17 protein-coding genes and 5 tRNA genes are annotated in these 17,191 nt (G+C 43.0%); 21 read left to right on the top strand and 1 reads right to left on the bottom strand.

The window, feature by feature from the left end:
• The first annotated feature begins 55 nt into the window (after positions 1–55).
• The 16 genes from lolB (at position 56) to RM556_RS08870 (ending at position 9,799) form a co-directional block, all read left to right on the top strand.
• Entirely contained in the window at positions 56–634 is a 579-nt protein-coding gene (lolB, locus tag RM556_RS08945; RefSeq protein WP_311374397.1) for a lipoprotein insertase outer membrane protein LolB, read from the top strand.
• Positions 619–1,497, top strand: coding sequence for a 4-(cytidine 5'-diphospho)-2-C-methyl-D-erythritol kinase (gene ispE / locus RM556_RS08940; RefSeq protein ID WP_311360627.1), 879 nt, complete (start codon positions 619–621; stop codon positions 1,495–1,497). Before lolB ends, ispE begins: the two co-directional genes overlap by 16 nt.
• 9 nt (positions 1,498–1,506) lie before the next feature.
• Positions 1,507–1,582, top strand: a tRNA-Gln gene (locus RM556_RS08935).
• A 30-nt stretch (positions 1,583–1,612) separates the two neighbouring features.
• Positions 1,613–2,560 (top strand): ribose-phosphate pyrophosphokinase, encoded by a 948-nt coding sequence (locus RM556_RS08930; RefSeq protein ID WP_311360628.1) that lies wholly within the window; start codon positions 1,613–1,615, stop codon positions 2,558–2,560.
• Positions 2,561–2,763: 203 nt separating this feature from the next.
• Positions 2,764–3,093: a hypothetical protein gene (locus RM556_RS08925; RefSeq protein WP_311360629.1), complete on the top strand. Its 330-nt coding sequence runs from the start codon at positions 2,764–2,766 to the stop codon at positions 3,091–3,093.
• 22 nt (positions 3,094–3,115) lie between these two features.
• Complete coding sequence (locus RM556_RS08920; protein WP_311360630.1) at positions 3,116–3,595, top strand: hypothetical protein; 480 nt, start codon at positions 3,116–3,118, stop codon at positions 3,593–3,595.
• Between the two features lie 189 nt (positions 3,596–3,784).
• The gene (locus tag RM556_RS08915) at positions 3,785–4,429 is read left to right on the top strand and encodes a 50S ribosomal protein L25/general stress protein Ctc (RefSeq protein WP_311360631.1); all 645 of its coding nucleotides are present in this window, start codon (positions 3,785–3,787) and stop codon (positions 4,427–4,429) included.
• A gap of 5 nt (positions 4,430–4,434) precedes the next feature.
• Positions 4,435–5,019 (top strand): aminoacyl-tRNA hydrolase, encoded by a 585-nt coding sequence (gene pth, locus RM556_RS08910; protein WP_311374396.1) that lies wholly within the window; start codon positions 4,435–4,437, stop codon positions 5,017–5,019.
• Positions 5,020–5,099: 80 nt separating this feature from the next.
• On the top strand, positions 5,100–6,191 hold the full coding sequence (gene ychF, locus RM556_RS08905) for a redox-regulated ATPase YchF (protein WP_311374395.1): 1,092 nt from the start codon (positions 5,100–5,102) through the stop codon (positions 6,189–6,191).
• A 102-nt stretch (positions 6,192–6,293) separates the two neighbouring features.
• Positions 6,294–6,560: a hypothetical protein gene (locus RM556_RS08900; protein ID WP_311360634.1), complete on the top strand. Its 267-nt coding sequence runs from the start codon at positions 6,294–6,296 to the stop codon at positions 6,558–6,560.
• Positions 6,561–6,782: 222 nt separating this feature from the next.
• Entirely contained in the window at positions 6,783–7,799 is a 1,017-nt protein-coding gene (locus RM556_RS08895; RefSeq protein WP_311360635.1) for a hypothetical protein, read from the top strand.
• A 126-nt stretch (positions 7,800–7,925) separates the two neighbouring features.
• A tRNA-Met gene (locus tag RM556_RS08890) sits at positions 7,926–8,002 on the top strand.
• A 38-nt stretch (positions 8,003–8,040) separates the two neighbouring features.
• Positions 8,041–8,125 (top strand) — tRNA-Leu (locus tag RM556_RS08885).
• An 8-nt stretch (positions 8,126–8,133) separates the two neighbouring features.
• A tRNA-Gln gene (locus RM556_RS08880) sits at positions 8,134–8,209 on the top strand.
• A gap of 54 nt (positions 8,210–8,263) precedes the next feature.
• A tRNA-Gln gene (locus RM556_RS08875) sits at positions 8,264–8,339 on the top strand.
• Positions 8,340–8,392: 53 nt separating this feature from the next.
• Positions 8,393–9,799: an alanine/glycine:cation symporter family protein gene (locus tag RM556_RS08870; protein ID WP_311360636.1), complete on the top strand. Its 1,407-nt coding sequence runs from the start codon at positions 8,393–8,395 to the stop codon at positions 9,797–9,799.
• A gap of 259 nt (positions 9,800–10,058) precedes the next feature.
• Here RM556_RS08870 and RM556_RS08865 read toward each other — a convergent pair whose 3' ends face one another.
• Complete coding sequence (locus RM556_RS08865; RefSeq protein WP_311374394.1) at positions 10,059–11,234, bottom strand: FAD-dependent monooxygenase; 1,176 nt, start codon at positions 11,232–11,234, stop codon at positions 10,059–10,061.
• A gap of 328 nt (positions 11,235–11,562) precedes the next feature.
• On the opposite strand from RM556_RS08865, the gene miaB reads away from it, so the two are divergent.
• The 5 genes from miaB (at position 11,563) to lnt (ending at position 17,115) form a co-directional block, all read left to right on the top strand.
• Entirely contained in the window at positions 11,563–12,990 is a 1,428-nt protein-coding gene (gene miaB / locus RM556_RS08860) for a tRNA (N6-isopentenyl adenosine(37)-C2)-methylthiotransferase MiaB (protein ID WP_311360639.1), read from the top strand.
• 67 nt (positions 12,991–13,057) lie between these two features.
• A complete protein-coding gene (locus tag RM556_RS08855) occupies positions 13,058–14,134 on the top strand; it encodes a PhoH family protein (RefSeq protein WP_311374393.1) in 1,077 nt (358 codons plus the stop codon).
• Entirely contained in the window at positions 14,124–14,669 is a 546-nt protein-coding gene (gene ybeY / locus RM556_RS08850) for an rRNA maturation RNase YbeY (RefSeq protein ID WP_409220074.1), read from the top strand. The genes RM556_RS08855 and ybeY overlap by 11 nt, the downstream gene beginning before the upstream one ends.
• A gap of 46 nt (positions 14,670–14,715) precedes the next feature.
• Positions 14,716–15,576, top strand: coding sequence for a CNNM family magnesium/cobalt transport protein CorC (corC, locus tag RM556_RS08845; protein WP_311360642.1), 861 nt, complete (start codon positions 14,716–14,718; stop codon positions 15,574–15,576).
• 15 nt (positions 15,577–15,591) lie between these two features.
• Complete coding sequence (gene lnt, locus RM556_RS08840) at positions 15,592–17,115, top strand: apolipoprotein N-acyltransferase (protein ID WP_311360643.1); 1,524 nt, start codon at positions 15,592–15,594, stop codon at positions 17,113–17,115.
• Positions 17,116–17,191 lie beyond the last annotated feature (76 nt).

Below are 17,191 nucleotides of genomic sequence, written 5' to 3'. Positions count from 1 at the left end.
CCTTATTCAATCATTTCATCTACATCGCCTGCTAGTCTTGCTGGGTTTTATCCTGATGTTAGCTGCGTGTAAAACAGCGCCTCAACAAGCCCAAAAAAGCGTATTCCCGGACAACTACGATAGCCTTTCGAATCAAGAAAAGTTGCGCTGGCTAAGTCACTGGGAACTAAGCGGAAAGATAGCCGTCATTACGCCTGACGAGAGAAAAAGCGCTTATCTCAACTGGGAACAACGCGAGCGAGAATTTGATTTCAAACTCAGCAACCTCATTGGGGTCACACTTTTGGATCTCAATTACGACGGCATAATAGCTAGTATTGAAGCAGACGGTGAGACTTATACTGATAGCTCAACCGAAGCCCTAATTTATCGCACCACTGGTTGGATATTACCGCTGGAAAATCTACCACAGTGGATAAAAGGCCAAACCAACGAAGAAGATCTGGTCGAACTCAACGCCGACAATTTACCGAAACGCCTCACTCCCGTTTGTGCCGCGTGTTTTGGCTGGGAAATCACTTATTCGGATTACAAAGAAACTGATGGTGTATGGCTACCCTACGCCATTACTGTACGGAACCCACAGAAAAAGACACAATTGAAATTTAAGGTAAATCAGTGGACTCGACAATAAACTGGTATCCCAGCCCCGCTAAACTGAATTTATTTCTGCACATTAATGGTCGCTATGACAATGGCTATCACCAATTGCAGAGTTTGTTTCAGCTCTTAGATGTGGGCGACGAGATAGGAATATGTGCTAACCAATCAGGTAAAATAGAGTTAAAGACCCCCATTCAGGGCGTTGCTTACGAGGATAATCTAATAGTAAAAGCGGCTAAAGCATTGAAAGCTCATGCTCATGGTCAGGCTGGCTGTGAATTATACGTGCGCAAAAAACTCCCAATGGGCGGCGGTATTGGCGGCGGTTCATCAAACGCAGCCAGTGTATTAATGGTGCTCAATCAAGCGTGGCAATGCAATTTGTCATTAGACGCACTAGCAGAGATAGGTTTAGCACTCGGTGCAGATGTCCCCATATTCATTCACGGAAACACAGCATTCGCTGAAGGTGTCGGAGAGGTACTCGTGCCAGTAACTATCCCAACGGTGTGGTATCTGGTAGCAACACCCCCCATTCATGTTTCAACGAGAGATATTTTTACTGCTATCGATTTACCCAGAAATACGCCCAAAATTAACTTTGCAGATTATAAATTTGAAGAAACGCACAACGATTGTGAAACTTTAGTCGCGAAAATGCACAAGGAAGTTGCAAATTTATTACAGTGGTTGGTAAACTACGCACCGTCTCGGATGACTGGAACAGGTGCGAGTGTTTTTGCTGTTTTTGATGCGAAAGAAAACGCTGAAAAAGTACTCAACATGCTGCCTGACTCTTATACTGCTTTCATTGCTAAAGGTGTAAATCGTTCCGGTTTACATGAAGCCATGGGTATTGAAAGTCATAGTGAACGTTTAATCCTGACAAGCTAAAACCTATATTGGGGTATAGCCAAGTTGGTAAGGCAGCGGGTTTTGATCCCGCCATTCGTAGGTTCGAGTCCTGCTACCCCAGCCACCGCCAAAATAACGCACTGAGGAATATCTTGTGCCTGATATGAAGCTTTTTGCAGGAAATGCTGTACCTGAACTCGCCCAGAAAGTCGCCGAACGTTTATATACCAAACTAGGAAACGCCAGTGTTGGCCGTTTTAGTGATGGTGAAATTTGCGTTGAAATTCATGAAAACGTACGTGGCTCCGATGTATTTATCATCCAGTCTACTTGCGCACCTACAAATGACAATCTAATGGAATTGATTGTTATGATTGATGCGTTTCGCCGCGCATCTGCAGGCCGAATCACGGCAGTGATCCCCTACTTTGGCTACGCTCGACAAGACCGTCGTGTCCGTTCTGCTCGTGTTCCTATTACCGCAAAAGTCGTCGCTGACTTTTTGTCTAACGTGGGTGTTGATCGTGTATTGACGATTGATCTACACGCAGAACAAATTCAAGGCTTCTTTGACGTACCAGTAGATAATGCATTCGGTACGCCTATTTTGTTAGATGACATGTTCCAACGCGACTTCGTTCGTCCAATTGTTGTCTCGCCTGATATTGGTGGTGTAGTCAGAGCTCGCGCAACAGCAAAGCTATTGAATGACACAGACTTAGCCATTATTGATAAACGTCGTCCGAAAGCGAATGTCGCTCAGGTAATGAATATCATCGGTGATGTTAAAGGTCGTGACTGTATTATTGTTGACGATATGATCGATACCGGTGGTACTTTGGCAAAAGCAGCAGAAGCCCTAAAACATAACGGTGCCGCTCGTGTATTTGCATATGCGACACACGCAATCTTCTCTGGGAACGCTGCACAGAACTTACGTGACTCAGTCATTGATGAAATCATCATTACTGACAGCATCCCATTGAGCAAAGAAATAAAAGCCTTGAAGAAAGTGAAGCAACTCACGCTTTCTGAAATGCTAGCTGAAACCATTCGTCGCATTAGCAACGAAGAATCAATCTCAGCAATGTTTGAGTATTAAGTAAGCGAAATATGCCTCAAACATCAATGTTTGAGGTATATTGCCACCGTTTATAAAGAGCCGTTCATGTATTGAATTCTGATCTAACAGTTTTAATACATGAACGGCTTTTTTGTTTTCCCAACTTGTCTCTTTTTGCACAAAGCGCTAAGTGCATGTATAACTAAGGTAACTCAGGATAATAATAAAAAGAAACAGTCCTTATGAGCCTTATTCGCGAAATGAAAAGAAAATACCTTGAATACCAATTCAAGCGTGACAAACTGAACATTATTCAGGAAATTCCTACCGATAGATTTGAATACATCATTCAAACCCTGATTGAACAAGGTTGGGAAATTGCGGCTGAATATCGTCATAAAGACGCATGGGTTTTGCGTTGGCACGGTGAACTACGCAAAGGCACTAGTATATTGAAGTGCAAATGGAAAAAAGACGAACTTGGCTCAATCTATGGCCCAGAACGCATTATTAAAAGTATTGGTGATGATTTTGGTTTTGGCATCAGAACGCTACCAGAGTGGTCACACTAAAATGATATAAAAAGGAGATTTTATGAGAAATTCACATATTTCATCATTGATAAAACAAAAGCGCCCTACTGCTGTCTTGATTGCATTAAGTTTATGCTTTTTCACTAGTGCCTGCACAGAGCAATCAAATATGAAAGAATCTAGTGCAACAAATCAAGAAAGCGCGGCAGAGAAAAAAGAAATTAGCGAATTAAGCTTGAAAAACGACCTCAATGAAAATCAGAAAACAGCAAACATGACTATTCAGGGCACCTTAGTCTTCCAAGAAATGGAAGGTGGTTTTATGGGGTTTATTGCAAATGACGGCAAAAAATATACACCAATGGGAATACCCAAAGAGCACATGCGTGACGGCCTTGTTTTAGAAATAAATGGCGAACTTAAACCGAATATGATTACCATTACACAATTCGGCGAAGTGATTAAAGTAAACTCTGTTCGTGTGATTGATGATTCTAAGGCAAAATCAGCCGACAAAGAAATAAACCCTCAGGACTTGTAAATTGGGTAAATGAGCCATTTTTAGTTTGTGTGTTCCTAGCCTCAGTGATAGAATGCGCCGCCCGTTTTGATAAGGGCTTCCTTTTATTACAGTTTTTGCAGTGCAAAAGCACGCAGTGTAAGAAAGGAATAGCACTCAATTTGGTCGCAAAATTGAGTATCACATTTATTTTTATTTTGGAGACATCACATGTCTGAAGCAATTTTCAATTTGGATGCTACTGTCCGAACTGACCTAGGGAAAGGTGCGAGCCGCCGCCTTCGTCATCAAGACAAAGTACCAGCAATCCTTTACGGTGGCGATGAAGCGCCAGTATCTTTAACACTAGATCACAACAAAGTGATTCAAGCGCAAGAGTTTGAAGCATTCTATTCTCACGTTTTGACAATAAATGTCGACGGTAAAAAAGTAGAAGCACTAGTAAAAGATATGCAACGCCACCCTTACAAGCCGAAAGTAACGCACATTGACTTTCAGCGCGTAATTGCAGGTCAAGCGTTAACAACTAACGTACCATTGCACTTCATGAATGAAGAAGCTGCACCTTCAATCAAAACTGAAGGCGGTCACGCTGAACACCACATGGCTGATATAGAAATCACCTGTATGCCTAAAGATCTTCCAGAGTACATCGAAGTTGATTTGATGGACGTTGCGCTAGGTCAAACACTTCACATTTCTGACCTTACCCTACCTAAAGGCGTTGAGTCTGTAGAGTTAACAAAAGGTGAGTCACACGACTTAGCTGTTGTTACTATTAAGACTGCGAAAGGTCCAAGTGTAGAAGAGGAAGCTGCTGAAGAAGGCGGTGAAGAAGAGGCTACTGAGGAATAATCAGCTTGTCTGACATTCGTCTAATCGTGGGCCTGGGTAATCCAGGCCCCGAATATCAAAATACTCGACACAATGCGGGAGCAATGTTTGTTGAGAGCTTAGCTTCAAGATTCAACTGCCCGTTGAAGTTTGAAAGTAAGTTTTTTGGCTACACCGGCCGTTTTACGCTTCATGGACAAGACATTCGTCTACTTATCCCTACCACATTTATGAATAAAAGTGGCCAAGCCGTAGGTGCATTAGCTAATTTTTATAAGATTGATTACACCCAACTTTTGGTTGCATTTGACGAGCTTGATTTTGAACCAGGCATTGCCAAATTCAAAGTGGGTGGTAGCTCAACGCAAAACGGTATTCGAGATATCGTGGCGAAGCTTGCCAATCAGCGTGAATTCTTAAGATTACGCATAGGTATCGGCCACCCAGGCCATAAAGGTAAAGTTACCGGTCATGTGTTGGGAAAAGCCTCGCAAGCTGAGCAGGAAAAAATTGACGCTGCAATTGATGAAGCTATACGCTGTACTGAAATACTCATCGAGAAGGATCTCGTCACAGCGACACAACGCTTGCATTCATTCAAAGCAGAATAAACACATTTTATAAGAGATTAACCATGCAGTTCAGCTAAGCCTCGAATTGTATTGAACATAGAAGATTAAGGAATTCCATTATGGGTTTTAAATGCGGCATCGTTGGTTTGCCAAACGTAGGTAAGTCGACATTATTCAATGCATTAACCAAAGCTGGTATTGAAGCAGCAAACTTTCCATTCTGCACTATCGAACCAAATACCGGTGTTGTTCCTGTACCAGATGAGCGTTTAGACGCGTTGGCAGAAATTGTGAACCCACAACGTGTCATCCCAACCACTATGGAGTTTGTGGACATTGCAGGCTTAGTTGCGGGTGCTTCTAAGGGTGAAGGCTTGGGTAACAAGTTTCTTGCTAATATCCGAGAGACCGATGCTATTGGCCACGTGGTGCGTTGCTTTGATGATGAGAACATCGTACATGTTGCAGGCAGAGTTAACCCTCAAGAAGACATTGACGTTATTAATACAGAGCTCGCCCTCTCAGACTTAGAAACTACTGAGAAAGCAATTTTGCGCGTAAGTAAACGTGCAAAAGGCGGTGACTCAGAAGCCAAATTTGAATTGAAAGTACTTGAGAAGCTGCTTCCCCACCTAAACGAAGGTGAGTTGTTACGCTCTGTTGACCTAAGTAAAGAAGAACATGCCGCAATTGCCTACATGAACTTCCTAACGTTAAAGCCGACCATGTACATTGCCAACGTGAACGAAGATGGCTTTGAAAACAACCCATACTTGGATCAAGTTAAAGCTATCGCGGAAAAAGAAAATGCCGTTGTAGTGAGTGTATGCGCTGCCATTGAATCGGATATCGCCGAACTAGATGACGAAGAAAAAGCGGAGTTTATGGAAGAACTAGGTTTAAGCGAGCCAGGTTTGAACCGTGTTATTCGCGCGGGCTATAGCCTACTAACCCTAGAGACTTATTTCACTGCTGGCGTAAAAGAAGTGCGCGCTTGGACTTACCCTATCGGTTCTACTGCGCCTCAAGGTGCAGGTAAGATCCATACCGATTTTGAAAAAGGCTTTATTCGCGCAGAAGTCATTGGATACAATGACTACGTTGAAAACAAGGGCGAATCAGGTGCAAAGGATGCTGGTAAGTGGCGCTTGGAAGGCAAAGAGTATATTTTGAAAGACGGTGACGTTATCCACTTTAGATTTAACGTTTAAGCATTGCTTTAATACATTGAAGCCTACTATTCGGCGTATGTGTCAATTTGAAAGAGATAAGCGGTTACCATGTTAGGTAGCCGTTTTTTTTAGGAGAATGCAATGGAACTATCAGAATTAGGCGATGGCGGCGGAGCCACATATGATAAAGAGCATCTATGCGATAAAAATGATTTCCCTAAGAATGATCGTATCGCTCATTGCTGCGAACTCGAAGGTGAAGAACAAGATGTCTGGCACTTGCATAATATTCATTACGCAGTTGAGGAAGAAGTGAATATGGGTGAAGCCGAATTTGTAGGTGAAATCACCTACCACACGGTCATTTCGATTAACTACTGTCCTTTTTGTGGTGAAACTTTAGACTAAGCTTCTTTAGAGCTTAGTCTCCCTCCTTTTACTCACTCTTTTTATGAGACCTTTCATAAATAATTCATACTCAATAAAGAACCTAAACAAATAAATGCGCGTATTGTTTCTTCAAGAATGAAATATCCCCTGCGTTTTGTGGGTCTATTATGGCTTATGGATATTGGTGCATCGTAATTATAAACGATACAAGAATGCAGACATTAAAATGAAGAGATTAGCATGAAGACACAGCTTCCTTTATTACCAGGCGAAAGCCCAATGCCCAAAGCGCCACAAGTCATATTAGATGATGGCACGAATTGCATTCCACAACACTACTTGTCATATCATCATACTCGAGAGTCCGTCGAGGCAATTGTGGCAGAGATTAACTATGATCCTAGCTACTTATTATTTGTAGACGAAGACCATGGTGGCTTGTTTATTCAAGTGGGTATTATTGGCTTAGACAATTACATCGATAAACAAAGTCAGGGCTGTAAAAAGATTGTCTATGGCAGACGATGGCGTGTAGAACCTCAATTACCCTCTTCTGAAATCATACAAACAGCGTATCTGGCACTATGTAAAGCAAGAGAGCATGAAGTGCGTGAATTGGTAAAGTTTGACGAAGCTGGCAAAGTTACCACACCATTTAGCTGCCACCATGACTTGCCTTTGATGGCCATGTCGAGTGCGACTAATGCGGATGATAACAAAGGGAGTATCGACGGCGCTCAACTGAAGGCCACTATCGCTAAATTAACGTACGACAAAGCCAAGTTTGAATTGGCTAATTTATTGCCTCTGCCTGGCGGTCAATATTTACTGAGCTTAAAGCCGATAGAAATTGAGAAATCCTCATTGCCAGAGCTTCATTCCATCACTTGCTTGAATATTGTGATGGATGATTTAACCGAAAACGCTTTCTTATTCAGCTTTATGGACGCGTTGTTGCACTTAAGTCAACGGGATGTTGAAGAACGGTTTTCATTTAAAGGCTTTGCTCGCTTTTCGCGGGAAAATAGTGTGACTAAAATTAGCAAATTATCAGCCCAAACCAGACATAAAGGCCTTACAGAGGGCAATATCGATTTCGCCAACATGTTTAAACAAAATAACTATGAAACCGACGAAACAAGAGTGCCAAAACTGAGAGACTCTGCTTTAGGCCGAAAACTTGTACAACAAATGAATCAGTTTGAGATTGGCGGCGGTATTCTGCCTCGTTCTAGTGATTCTAATCTCGACAAATAGGCCTTAACTGATTATTTAGTGCGCAACTGATTATTTCATGCAAAAAAGGGGTTGACGACCACACTTCAACTAAGCATAATACGCGCCACTCTGAAGCGGACAAGCATCGCTGATGAGTAATTTGATGGCTACGTAGCTCAGCTGGTTAGAGCACATCACTCATAATGATGGGGTCGCAGGTTCGAGTCCCGCCGTAGCCACCAATTCACTTATTACCTAGTAATTTGTGACTGAGAGATATGCGGGAGTGGTGGAATTGGTAGACACGCTGGATTTAGGTTCCAGTGCTTCACGGCGTGAGAGTTCAAGTCTCTCCTTCCGCACCATACATTGTTGGGGTATAGCCAAGTTGGTAAGGCAGCGGGTTTTGATCCCGCCATTCGTAGGTTCGAGTCCTGCTACCCCAGCCATCTCAGTTTCATGTTTAATTAGGTATTGTAATCTAAGTCATCGTTGATTACTCTTGGGGTATAGCCAAGTTGGTAAGGCAGCGGGTTTTGATCCCGCCATTCGTAGGTTCGAGTCCTGCTACCCCAGCCATATTCTACAAACGTCGGTTTTCCGGCGTTTTTTGCGTTTTAAGGGATGATATTTTGATACATGACATAGTAAATGCCGTAAATAATTTATTATGGGGCGACGGACAAGTCCTTATTTATATGCTGCTTATCGCCGGTATCTGGTTTACTTTCAAGCTCAAATTCATTCAAATCCTTAACTTTAAGCACATGTTCAGTTTGCTTAAAGGCAGCACCAAAAGTGACAAAGCTGGCATCAGCTCATTCCAAGCCCTTTGTACGAGTTTATCAGCGCGTGTTGGTACGGGTAATCTCGCAGGTGTCGCTGTAGCAATCTCCTTAGGTGGCGCTGGGGCCATATTCTGGATGTGGGTCATCGCGTTACTGGGCATGGCGACCGGTTATGCTGAGAGCCTCTTAGGTCAAGTATATAAAATTAAAGACGATCATGGTGAATATCGCGGTGGACCGGCTTACTATATCAAGCAAGGCCTGAAGAACTCTTGGTTTGCAGTGTTGTTTGCACTTTGCCTATTCTTTGGTTATGGCTTTGTTTTTTCTGCTGTCCAAGCCAATACTATTACCGATGCGCTGAACAATAGTTATGGCATATCGACCACTTATTCTGGACTGGTTATTATCGTGTTAGCTGGTGTGATTGTTATTGGTGGTCTACGAGCCATCGCGCGATTCGCCGAGTACATCGTGCCGTTCATGGGGATCGCATATGTGCTCGTTGCTCTTGGTATCACCATTATCAACATTCAGTTCTTACCAGGCGTGCTTTACGACATCATTACCTCTGCGTTTGGCCTACAAGAAGCAGGTGCGGGTGCGTTTGCAGCTGCCGTCAAAAACGGTATTCAGCGCGGTTTATATTCAAATGAAGCAGGCTCTGGTAGTGTTCCTCAGGCGGCTGCCTCAGCCACTCCACATCCTAACCACCCCGTTTCGCAAGGTTATGTGCAAATGCTTGGGGTGTTCATTGACACCATGATCCTTTGTACTGCTACCGCTTTTATTATCCTGCTAGCGGGCAATGGAATGACCGGTGAAAGAGAAGGTATTCGACTTACTCAAGCAGCAATGGAGACACACCTAGGCGTGTTTGGCGGTGATTTTGTATCGGCTGCTATTTGCTTGTTTGCCTTCACATCTGTGGTAGCGAACTATGCCTATGGTGAAAGTAATCTTCATATGTTTAAGCTAGACAATAAATTTGGAAGATTATTCTATACCTCAGGCTACTTGCTTATGATCTTTTGGGGCTCGAGAGAAAGCCTACAAACTGTCTGGAATATGGCTGATATGGCGCTAGGCTTGATGACGGTCGTCAATATTATTGCCATCGTTTTACTCACGCCCACCATCGTTTCAGTGACGCGAGACTACAATGAAAAACGTAAAGCAAACGCTAAAATGGATTTCATTGAAGATGATTGCGATATTCAGGGCGAGACCGAAGATAAGATTTGGAAGTAATGCCCAGTAAAACTCAGTAAAAAAAGCGTTGTTAAGAACAAACGCCTAGAGAAATAAAAATAACTGCACAACAACCATGACAACCAACAAGGGTATTATCCACTTTGCTATTTTGCTCTGAGTTTCTGGAGAGATCCGTACTTCGGATTTCTCCAACATCGGTACAATAATAATTAATGAGATAAATAAAACGGCTAAAATACCTAAAATTGCTGTCACGTTAATACTTCCTTAAAAATTTATAGTGTTTATTCGGGCTTTATTCCATACCCATCGCATACTTCAATACTTTATGTTTCACTGGGCCAGCGTTATCCGCTATTTGAACGCCCATATTCCTTAATAATTTTAACGGTAAGATATCATTACTAAATGTCTGATAGAACACATCCATCGCGGTCATCATTGCAAGGTTAGGACCACGTCGACTGCGCTCGTAATCAATAAATGCTTGTTTATTTGTCAGGCTCACCGGATTATTCTTTATAGATTCAATCAGTGCGCCTACATCCTTAAACCCTAGATTAACACCCTGCCCGGCTAAAGGATTAATCTGATGAGCAGCGTCCCCGACCAAAACAACATTCTTTCTCCAATATTGATTCGCATGCATTCTTCGCAACGGGAACGCTGTTTTATCAATCACTTCAAAGTCACCCAAAACCTTTGGAAAAATAGCCTGCACTTTCGCCTTACACTCGCTGTTAGAGGCTTTCTTCAAAGTCTCGCTTAGCTCATTGTCGCCGTACCAAACTAAACTGGCATAATTGTCGAATAAAGGTAGAAACGCGATAGGTCCTTTCGGTGTAAATTGCTGCCACGTTGCCGCTTCAAATTCTGTTAACATTTTGACCAACAACACATTCGCATTTTGTTGGTACTGCCATGCGGTGGTGCCTATGTTCACAGCCGACCTTAGTTGCGAAAAGCCGCCATCGGCAGCCACGAAAACGTCAGCTACAACATCGCTACCATCATCTAATGAGATTAGCCCGCCCTCTTCGCTGTCGTTTAGCTTGATGCGCTCAGGCGATTGATAAAGTACCGTGACGTTGTCAGCATACTCGTCTTTCAATTTGTTCAGTAAAGCGAGTTGTAAAATTCTATTTTCAACAAAGTAACCTAAGTATTGTTCACCAATCTCATCAGCCTTGAAGTGCAGCGCTTTACTGATGTCTTCCCAAACCGACAGACGACTATATTGTTTGGCTCTCATGGCTAGGACATCGTCCCAGACACCAAATGAACTTAGCAGAGATTGAGTGTAGCGATTTAAGGCAGATACTCGTAAATCTGGCGTCGACTTCGGATCAAAAGCATCAGGACGATTAGGCTCAATGACTACCACCTTATGGCCTAATTTCGCTAAGCCGATCGCGCATGCAGCACCGACCATGCCTCCGCCGAAAACGCAATAATCAACTTGATACCTCATAGTTTGCTTTTCCTTAAATCTTTTTGATGTTTCTATTACACTATATACCACAGACTAGCACAAAACAGTTCACGTTCTATTGCGCTAAAGCAATGATTTTTATCCTGTTTTGTTTACACCTCTTCTTTGTGTAAGCCATTAAGTCCAAACGACGAGAATTATTATCAAAAATTCAAGGAGTTCACCTTGCAAAACTAGCTTAAAAGGCGCTTTCAGTTTAAAATACTGGGTTACGTTAATTCAATACCGCCGGCGTTGATTGAATAGCCATCCAAGAAGGACTGGTGCTAATCCGCCCGCGACCTAATATAGAAGATACAAGCTAACTATGAGCAAGAAGTTATTCATTAAAACTTGGGGCTGCCAAATGAACGAGTATGACTCGGAAAAAATGGCTGACCTACTAGATTCTACACATGGCTATACGCTTGCAGATGAAGCAGAAGAGGCGGACGTCATCTTGCTTAACACTTGTTCAATTCGCGAAAAAGCGCAAGAGAAAGTGTTTCATCAATTGGGCCGTTGGAAAAACCTAAAGAATGACAAGCCTGAACTTATCATTGGTGTTGGTGGCTGCGTGGCTTCGCAAGAAGGAAGCGAAATCAGAAAACGTGCCCCTTATGTCGATATCGTGTTCGGTCCTCAAACCCTACATCGCCTACCAGAGATGATCAAACAGATCAAAGGTGGTGACAAATCAGTGATTGACGTGAGTTTTCCTGAAATAGAAAAATTTGACCGGCTACCTGAGCCTAGAGCTGAAGGTCCTAGCGCGTTTGTCTCTATCATGGAAGGCTGCTCTAAATACTGTAGCTTCTGCGTTGTTCCTTACACACGCGGTGAAGAAGTTAGCCGCCCGGTGGATGATGTATTATTAGAAGTAGCGCAACTCGCTGCTCAAGGTGTGCGTGAAGTCAATTTGCTTGGACAAAACGTGAATGCTTTTAGAGGCCCGCACTACGACGGCAGCATTTGCCGATTTGCTGAATTATTAGAACTTGTTGCATCGATTGACGGTATTGACCGAATCCGTTATACCACCTCACATCCGGTGGAGTTCACAGATGACATCATTGAAGCTTACAAACACATTCCAGAACTGGTTGATCATTTACATCTGCCAGTTCAAAGTGGCGCTGACCGCATTCTAAATCAAATGAAGCGAGGCCACACTGCGATTGAATACAAATCAACCATTCGCAAACTAAAAAAGGTAAGACCTAATTTATGTATGTCGTCTGACTTTATCATTGGTTTTCCTGGCGAAACCGATGCGGATTTTGAAGCAACGATGGACCTTATCAATACGATTGGCTACGACATGAGCTTCAGTTTTATCTACAGCTCACGTCCCGGTACACCTGCTGCTGATATTGTCGATGATGTAAGTGAAGAAACTAAAAAGCAGCGATTACAAATTTTACAGCAACGCATAAACCAAAATGCACAGCGCATTGCTCGCAATATGCTAGATACAACACAACGCGTGTTGGTTGAAGGGCCGTCTAAGAAGAACCTGATGGAATTAACGGGTAGAACAGAGAATAACCGAGTCGTTAATTTTGAGGGTAGTCCAGACATGGTTGGTGAATTTGTTGACCTTGAAATTACAGAGGTTTACAGTAATTCATTACGCGGCAAAGTCGTATTGCGCGAAAAGGATATGGGATTGCGCGTTGCGGTGTCACCGCAAAGCATTTTAGCCAAGCAACCTGTAGCCGATGAGACTGGTGTTACCCAAGTTATACCAGCGTAAATAGTGATAGGCGGCTAATATGCTCGCTATCAAAAGTAACGATTAAACACTGATAAAAGAGAACAGATTGAGTAAGTTAGTAAGTAACGAGATAATTTTACAACCTGAAGATAATAAGCGCCTTTCTAGCCTTTGCGGCCCGTTTGACGACAATATTAAACAAATAGAGCGTCGTTTAGGTGTGGAAATCACTTACCGGGCTAATGAGTTTAAAGTCCTTGGGGATCCGCAACAAGCGAACGGTGCGAGCGAATTATTAAAGCTTCTATATATCGAAACGCAGCCTGTAAAAGGCAGTGTACCGTCGCTCGAACCGAACCAAGTTCACCTTGCGATCCAAGAAGCAAAATGCTTAGAACGCGCTGAAGCTGGGGACTATGGCAAAGAAGTCCATATCAAAACCAAACGAGGTGTGATTAAGCCGCGTAACCCAAATCAATCACGCTACGTGGCAAATGTCATCAACCACGATATTACCTTTGGTATTGGCCCTGCTGGTACAGGTAAAACGTACTTGGCAGTTGCTTGTGCTGTGGATGCGCTTGAGCGTCAAGAAGTGCGCAGGATACTATTAACACGACCAGCCGTTGAAGCGGGTGAAAAGCTTGGCTTTTTGCCTGGCGATTTGTCACAGAAAGTCGACCCTTATTTACGCCCTTTATACGACGCACTCTTCGAGATGTTAGGTTTTGAAAAAGTTGAAAAACTTATCGAACGAAATGTGATAGAGGTTGCTCCACTTGCATACATGCGCGGTCGTACCTTGAACGACGCGTTTATTATTCTTGATGAAAGTCAAAACACGACCGTTGAACAAATGAAAATGTTTTTGACGCGAATTGGGTTTAATTCACAGGCAGTGATTACTGGTGATATTACTCAGATCGACTTGCCTCGCGGTGCGAAATCGGGTCTGCGTCACGCCATAGAAGTGTTAAGTGAAGTCAATGACATCTCATTTAACTTCTTCAATGCGCAAGATGTTGTGCGACACCCTGTTGTCGCTCGTATCGTGCAAGCCTATGAAGAGCATGATGCAAAAAAAGAAGCGGAAGCAATTGAGAAAAAGCGATTGAGAGACGAACAAATCCGCAATCAAAGTGATCATAGTGATTTAACGCCCCCTAATGACAATCAATCTTGATCTTCAAAACGTGCTTGAGCAAGATTCGCTTGAACACGATGTACCCACTTCCGAACAAATAAGTGGATGGCTGTCACTGGCATTGGTCGTGTTAAAAGAGCAACAAGATGCAGTGGCAAATCATCTCGAAGAGAGTAATCAGCCATATCAAGAGACTCAACAGCAGAGCGATGCTCTTGAATCCACATTTGAAGTCACTGTGCGGATATGCGATAGCGCAGAATCGCAACAGTTAAATAAAGATTATAGAGGCAAGGATAAGCCAACAAACGTCCTTTCCTTTGTTTTTGAAGCACCAACGCACATTGACTCTCCTTTCTTAGGAGATTTGGTCATTTGTGCAGCGCTGGTTGAACGTGAAGCTAAAGAACAAAACAAAGCTATTTTGGATCATTGGGCACATTTGTGTATCCATGGCCTATTGCATTTACTCGGCTATGACCATATTGAAGAAGAAGAAGCGTTAGAGATGGAAAATCTCGAAACCCATGTTCTTGCGCAATTAGGTATTGACGACCCTTACCAAGATCACTGACTATAGGTGTCAGCTTGGGCAACATTAACTTAATAACGAAGAGATTATGAGCGACGACAATCCCCACTCTACCAACGGTTCCACCAATAAAAGCTGGTTAGAAAAACTAAGCCAGACTTTCAGGGGGGAGCCGAGAAACAAAGAAGAACTTTCTGAAGTCATTTCTGATGCTGAACAACGTGAGTTAATCGACCCGCAAACGAAAGAAATGATCGAAGGGGTAATGTCGGTCAGTGAAATTAAAGTGCGCGACATCATGATCCCGAGGGCTCAGATGGTCACGGTTGATGTCGAGCAAGAAGTCGATGAGTTTTTACCCATATTGCTAGACAATGCTCACTCGCGCTACCCCGTCATATCGGAAGACAAAGACCACATTGAAGGTATTTTGTTAGCCAAAGATCTACTACCTTACGCGTTTATACCAGGCAAAGAATTCAAGCTCAAAGAAGTACTTCGCGAGGCAATCATTGTGCCTGAGAGTAAGCGCGTTGACGTGCTTCTGAAAGAGTTTCGGCAACAACGTTATCACATGGCGATTGTCGTCGATGAATACGGCGGTGTATCTGGGCTGGTTACAATAGAAGATATTCTTGAACTGATCGTCGGTGAAATTGAAGACGAATTCGACACTGAGATAGACGAAAGTGATGAAATTCGCCCTTTAAATAAACACACCTATTCTGTGAAAGCACTTTGTTCCGTAGAAGATTTCAATCGCTTCTTTGAAACAAAATTAAATGAAGATGATTCGGATACGATCGGTGGCGTAGTACTTCGTGCTTTTGGTCACATGCCTGAAACAGATGACTCAGTTGAAATTGAAGGCCTTACGTTCAAAGTCACTAACTCTGATAAGCGTCGCATTATGCAACTGAAAGTTACCTTGCCTGAAAACGAGGACTAAATCCTGAATATTTATGTGAAAGCATTAATATTGGTAGTTTTAGGGGCAAGCAATACGCTTGCCTTTTCGCCTTTCAATTGGTGGTGGCTACCCTTTATTAGCTTCTCCCTATGGTTTTACCTACAAAGTCGTTCTGAAGATAAACACTTTGCACTCGCGTGGTGCTTTGGTTTCGGTTACTTTGGTGCGGGGATAAGTTGGGTCCATGTTAGTATCGCTGAACACGGTGGCTTACCACTTATAGCCTCGGTAGGAATGATGATGCTGCTTTGCGGCTATCTCGCTATTTTTCCTGCTATTACGCTTTGGCTAAGCAATAAATTCATGAAAAGAGCGGCATGGCCACTTGCCCTGCCTTTCTTATGGTTAGTTCTGGAGTGGTGTCGTGCGCACTTCTTGACCGGATTCCCTTGGCTATCCATTGGCTATAGTCAACTCTATTCACCTTTGCAGGGCTGGCTGCCGGTCATTGGAGAAATAGGTGTCAGCGCTTTATTCATAATGATAGCGGTGAGTATTGGTCAGAACCTACGCGTTCAAAAAATAGGTAAATCTTGGCAATTCTCTGGTCTTAGAAGTCTGTTCATCTTAGCCATCGCGATGATTTCTGGTGCTGTTTTAAATCAAAATGAATGGGCTACACCAAGAGGTCAATCGACCGAAGTTACGATGGTGCAAGGTAATATTGCGCAAACAATGCGTTGGATACCCGAGCAAGATCGTCCAACAATGAATAAGTATCGGGAACTGACTCAAGCCCATTGGTCATCCGATATCGTGATTTGGCCAGAAGCCGCTATCCCCAAACTAGAGGTAGCAACAAAAGGCTTTCTACGCGAACTTGATGAGCAGGCAAATGGCACTAATACGGCGCTCATCACAGGCATTGTCGACTATAACTACGAAACAGGAAAGATCTACAACAGTCTGTTAGCCCTTGGTAATGATCTGCGCAACGAAAACACGATCCCTTATCGTTATGGACACAATAATCGCTTTTCCAAGCACCACTTACTCCCTATTGGCGAGTTTGTTCCCTTTGAATCAATATTACGTGAAATCGCGCCTATTTTTGATTTACCGATGTCTTCATTTACTCGTGGCGACTTTGTTCAACGAAACTTAGCAGCCAATGGTACAAACCTAGCGCCAGCAATCTGTTTTGAAATTGCTTTCCCAAAACAAATATCAGCGAACCTAACAGAGCAAACTGATGCCATTATTACCGTGAGCAATGATGCTTGGTTTGGTAACTCTCATGGCCCACATCAACATCTGGAAATAGCCCAAATGCGGGCAAAAGAGTTTGGTTTACCCGTGTTACGAACAACTAATAATGGCCTAACCGCATTTATCGATCACAAGGGTAAAATAACGCAACAAGCTGAGCAGTTCGCTGCAACAACGATCACTGAAACCATTTCATTAGTCAGTGGGAAAACCCCATATAGAATGTTTGGAAATATTCCAACATACTTTGTTTTTGGGCTTTTGTTTGTCTCAGGCTTATTTTTACAAAGAAAAAAACCGAACGAATAAAGTGAAGCAGTCGATATTGTCAGCGGTATCGTCGCTCTTGCCTGTGTAAAAAATACAAAAAATGCAAGCGCGGAAA

Origin of the sequence: Alteromonas sp. W364 (genome assembly GCF_031846205.1) — a bacterium.
GTDB lineage: Bacteria > Pseudomonadota > Gammaproteobacteria > Enterobacterales > Alteromonadaceae > Glaciecola > Glaciecola blandensis.
The sequence above is the reverse complement of the archived record's forward strand: the minus strand, read 5'-3'. Positions and strand labels throughout refer to the sequence as shown.

Excerpts from the sequence above, each read along its gene's own strand:
- ychF (WP_311374395.1), top strand. The coding sequence starts at position 5,100 with ATGGGTTTTAAATGCGGCATCGTTGGTTTGCCAAACGTAGGTAAGTCG.
- corC (WP_311360642.1), top strand. The coding sequence starts at position 14,716 with ATGAGCGACGACAATCCCCACTCTACCAACGGTTCCACCAATAAAAGC.
- RM556_RS08900 (WP_311360634.1), top strand. The coding sequence starts at position 6,294 with ATGGAACTATCAGAATTAGGCGATGGCGGCGGAGCCACATATGATAAA.
- RM556_RS08865 (WP_311374394.1), bottom strand. The coding sequence starts at position 11,234 with ATGAGGTATCAAGTTGATTATTGCGTTTTCGGCGGAGGCATGGTCGGT.
- lolB (WP_311374397.1), top strand. The coding sequence starts at position 56 with ATGTTAGCTGCGTGTAAAACAGCGCCTCAACAAGCCCAAAAAAGCGTA.
- RM556_RS08925 (WP_311360629.1), top strand. The coding sequence starts at position 2,764 with ATGAGCCTTATTCGCGAAATGAAAAGAAAATACCTTGAATACCAATTC.
- RM556_RS08915 (WP_311360631.1), top strand. The coding sequence starts at position 3,785 with ATGTCTGAAGCAATTTTCAATTTGGATGCTACTGTCCGAACTGACCTA.
- RM556_RS08920 (WP_311360630.1), top strand. The coding sequence starts at position 3,116 with ATGAGAAATTCACATATTTCATCATTGATAAAACAAAAGCGCCCTACT.
- RM556_RS08895 (WP_311360635.1), top strand. The coding sequence starts at position 6,783 with ATGAAGACACAGCTTCCTTTATTACCAGGCGAAAGCCCAATGCCCAAA.
- miaB (WP_311360639.1), top strand. The coding sequence starts at position 11,563 with ATGAGCAAGAAGTTATTCATTAAAACTTGGGGCTGCCAAATGAACGAG.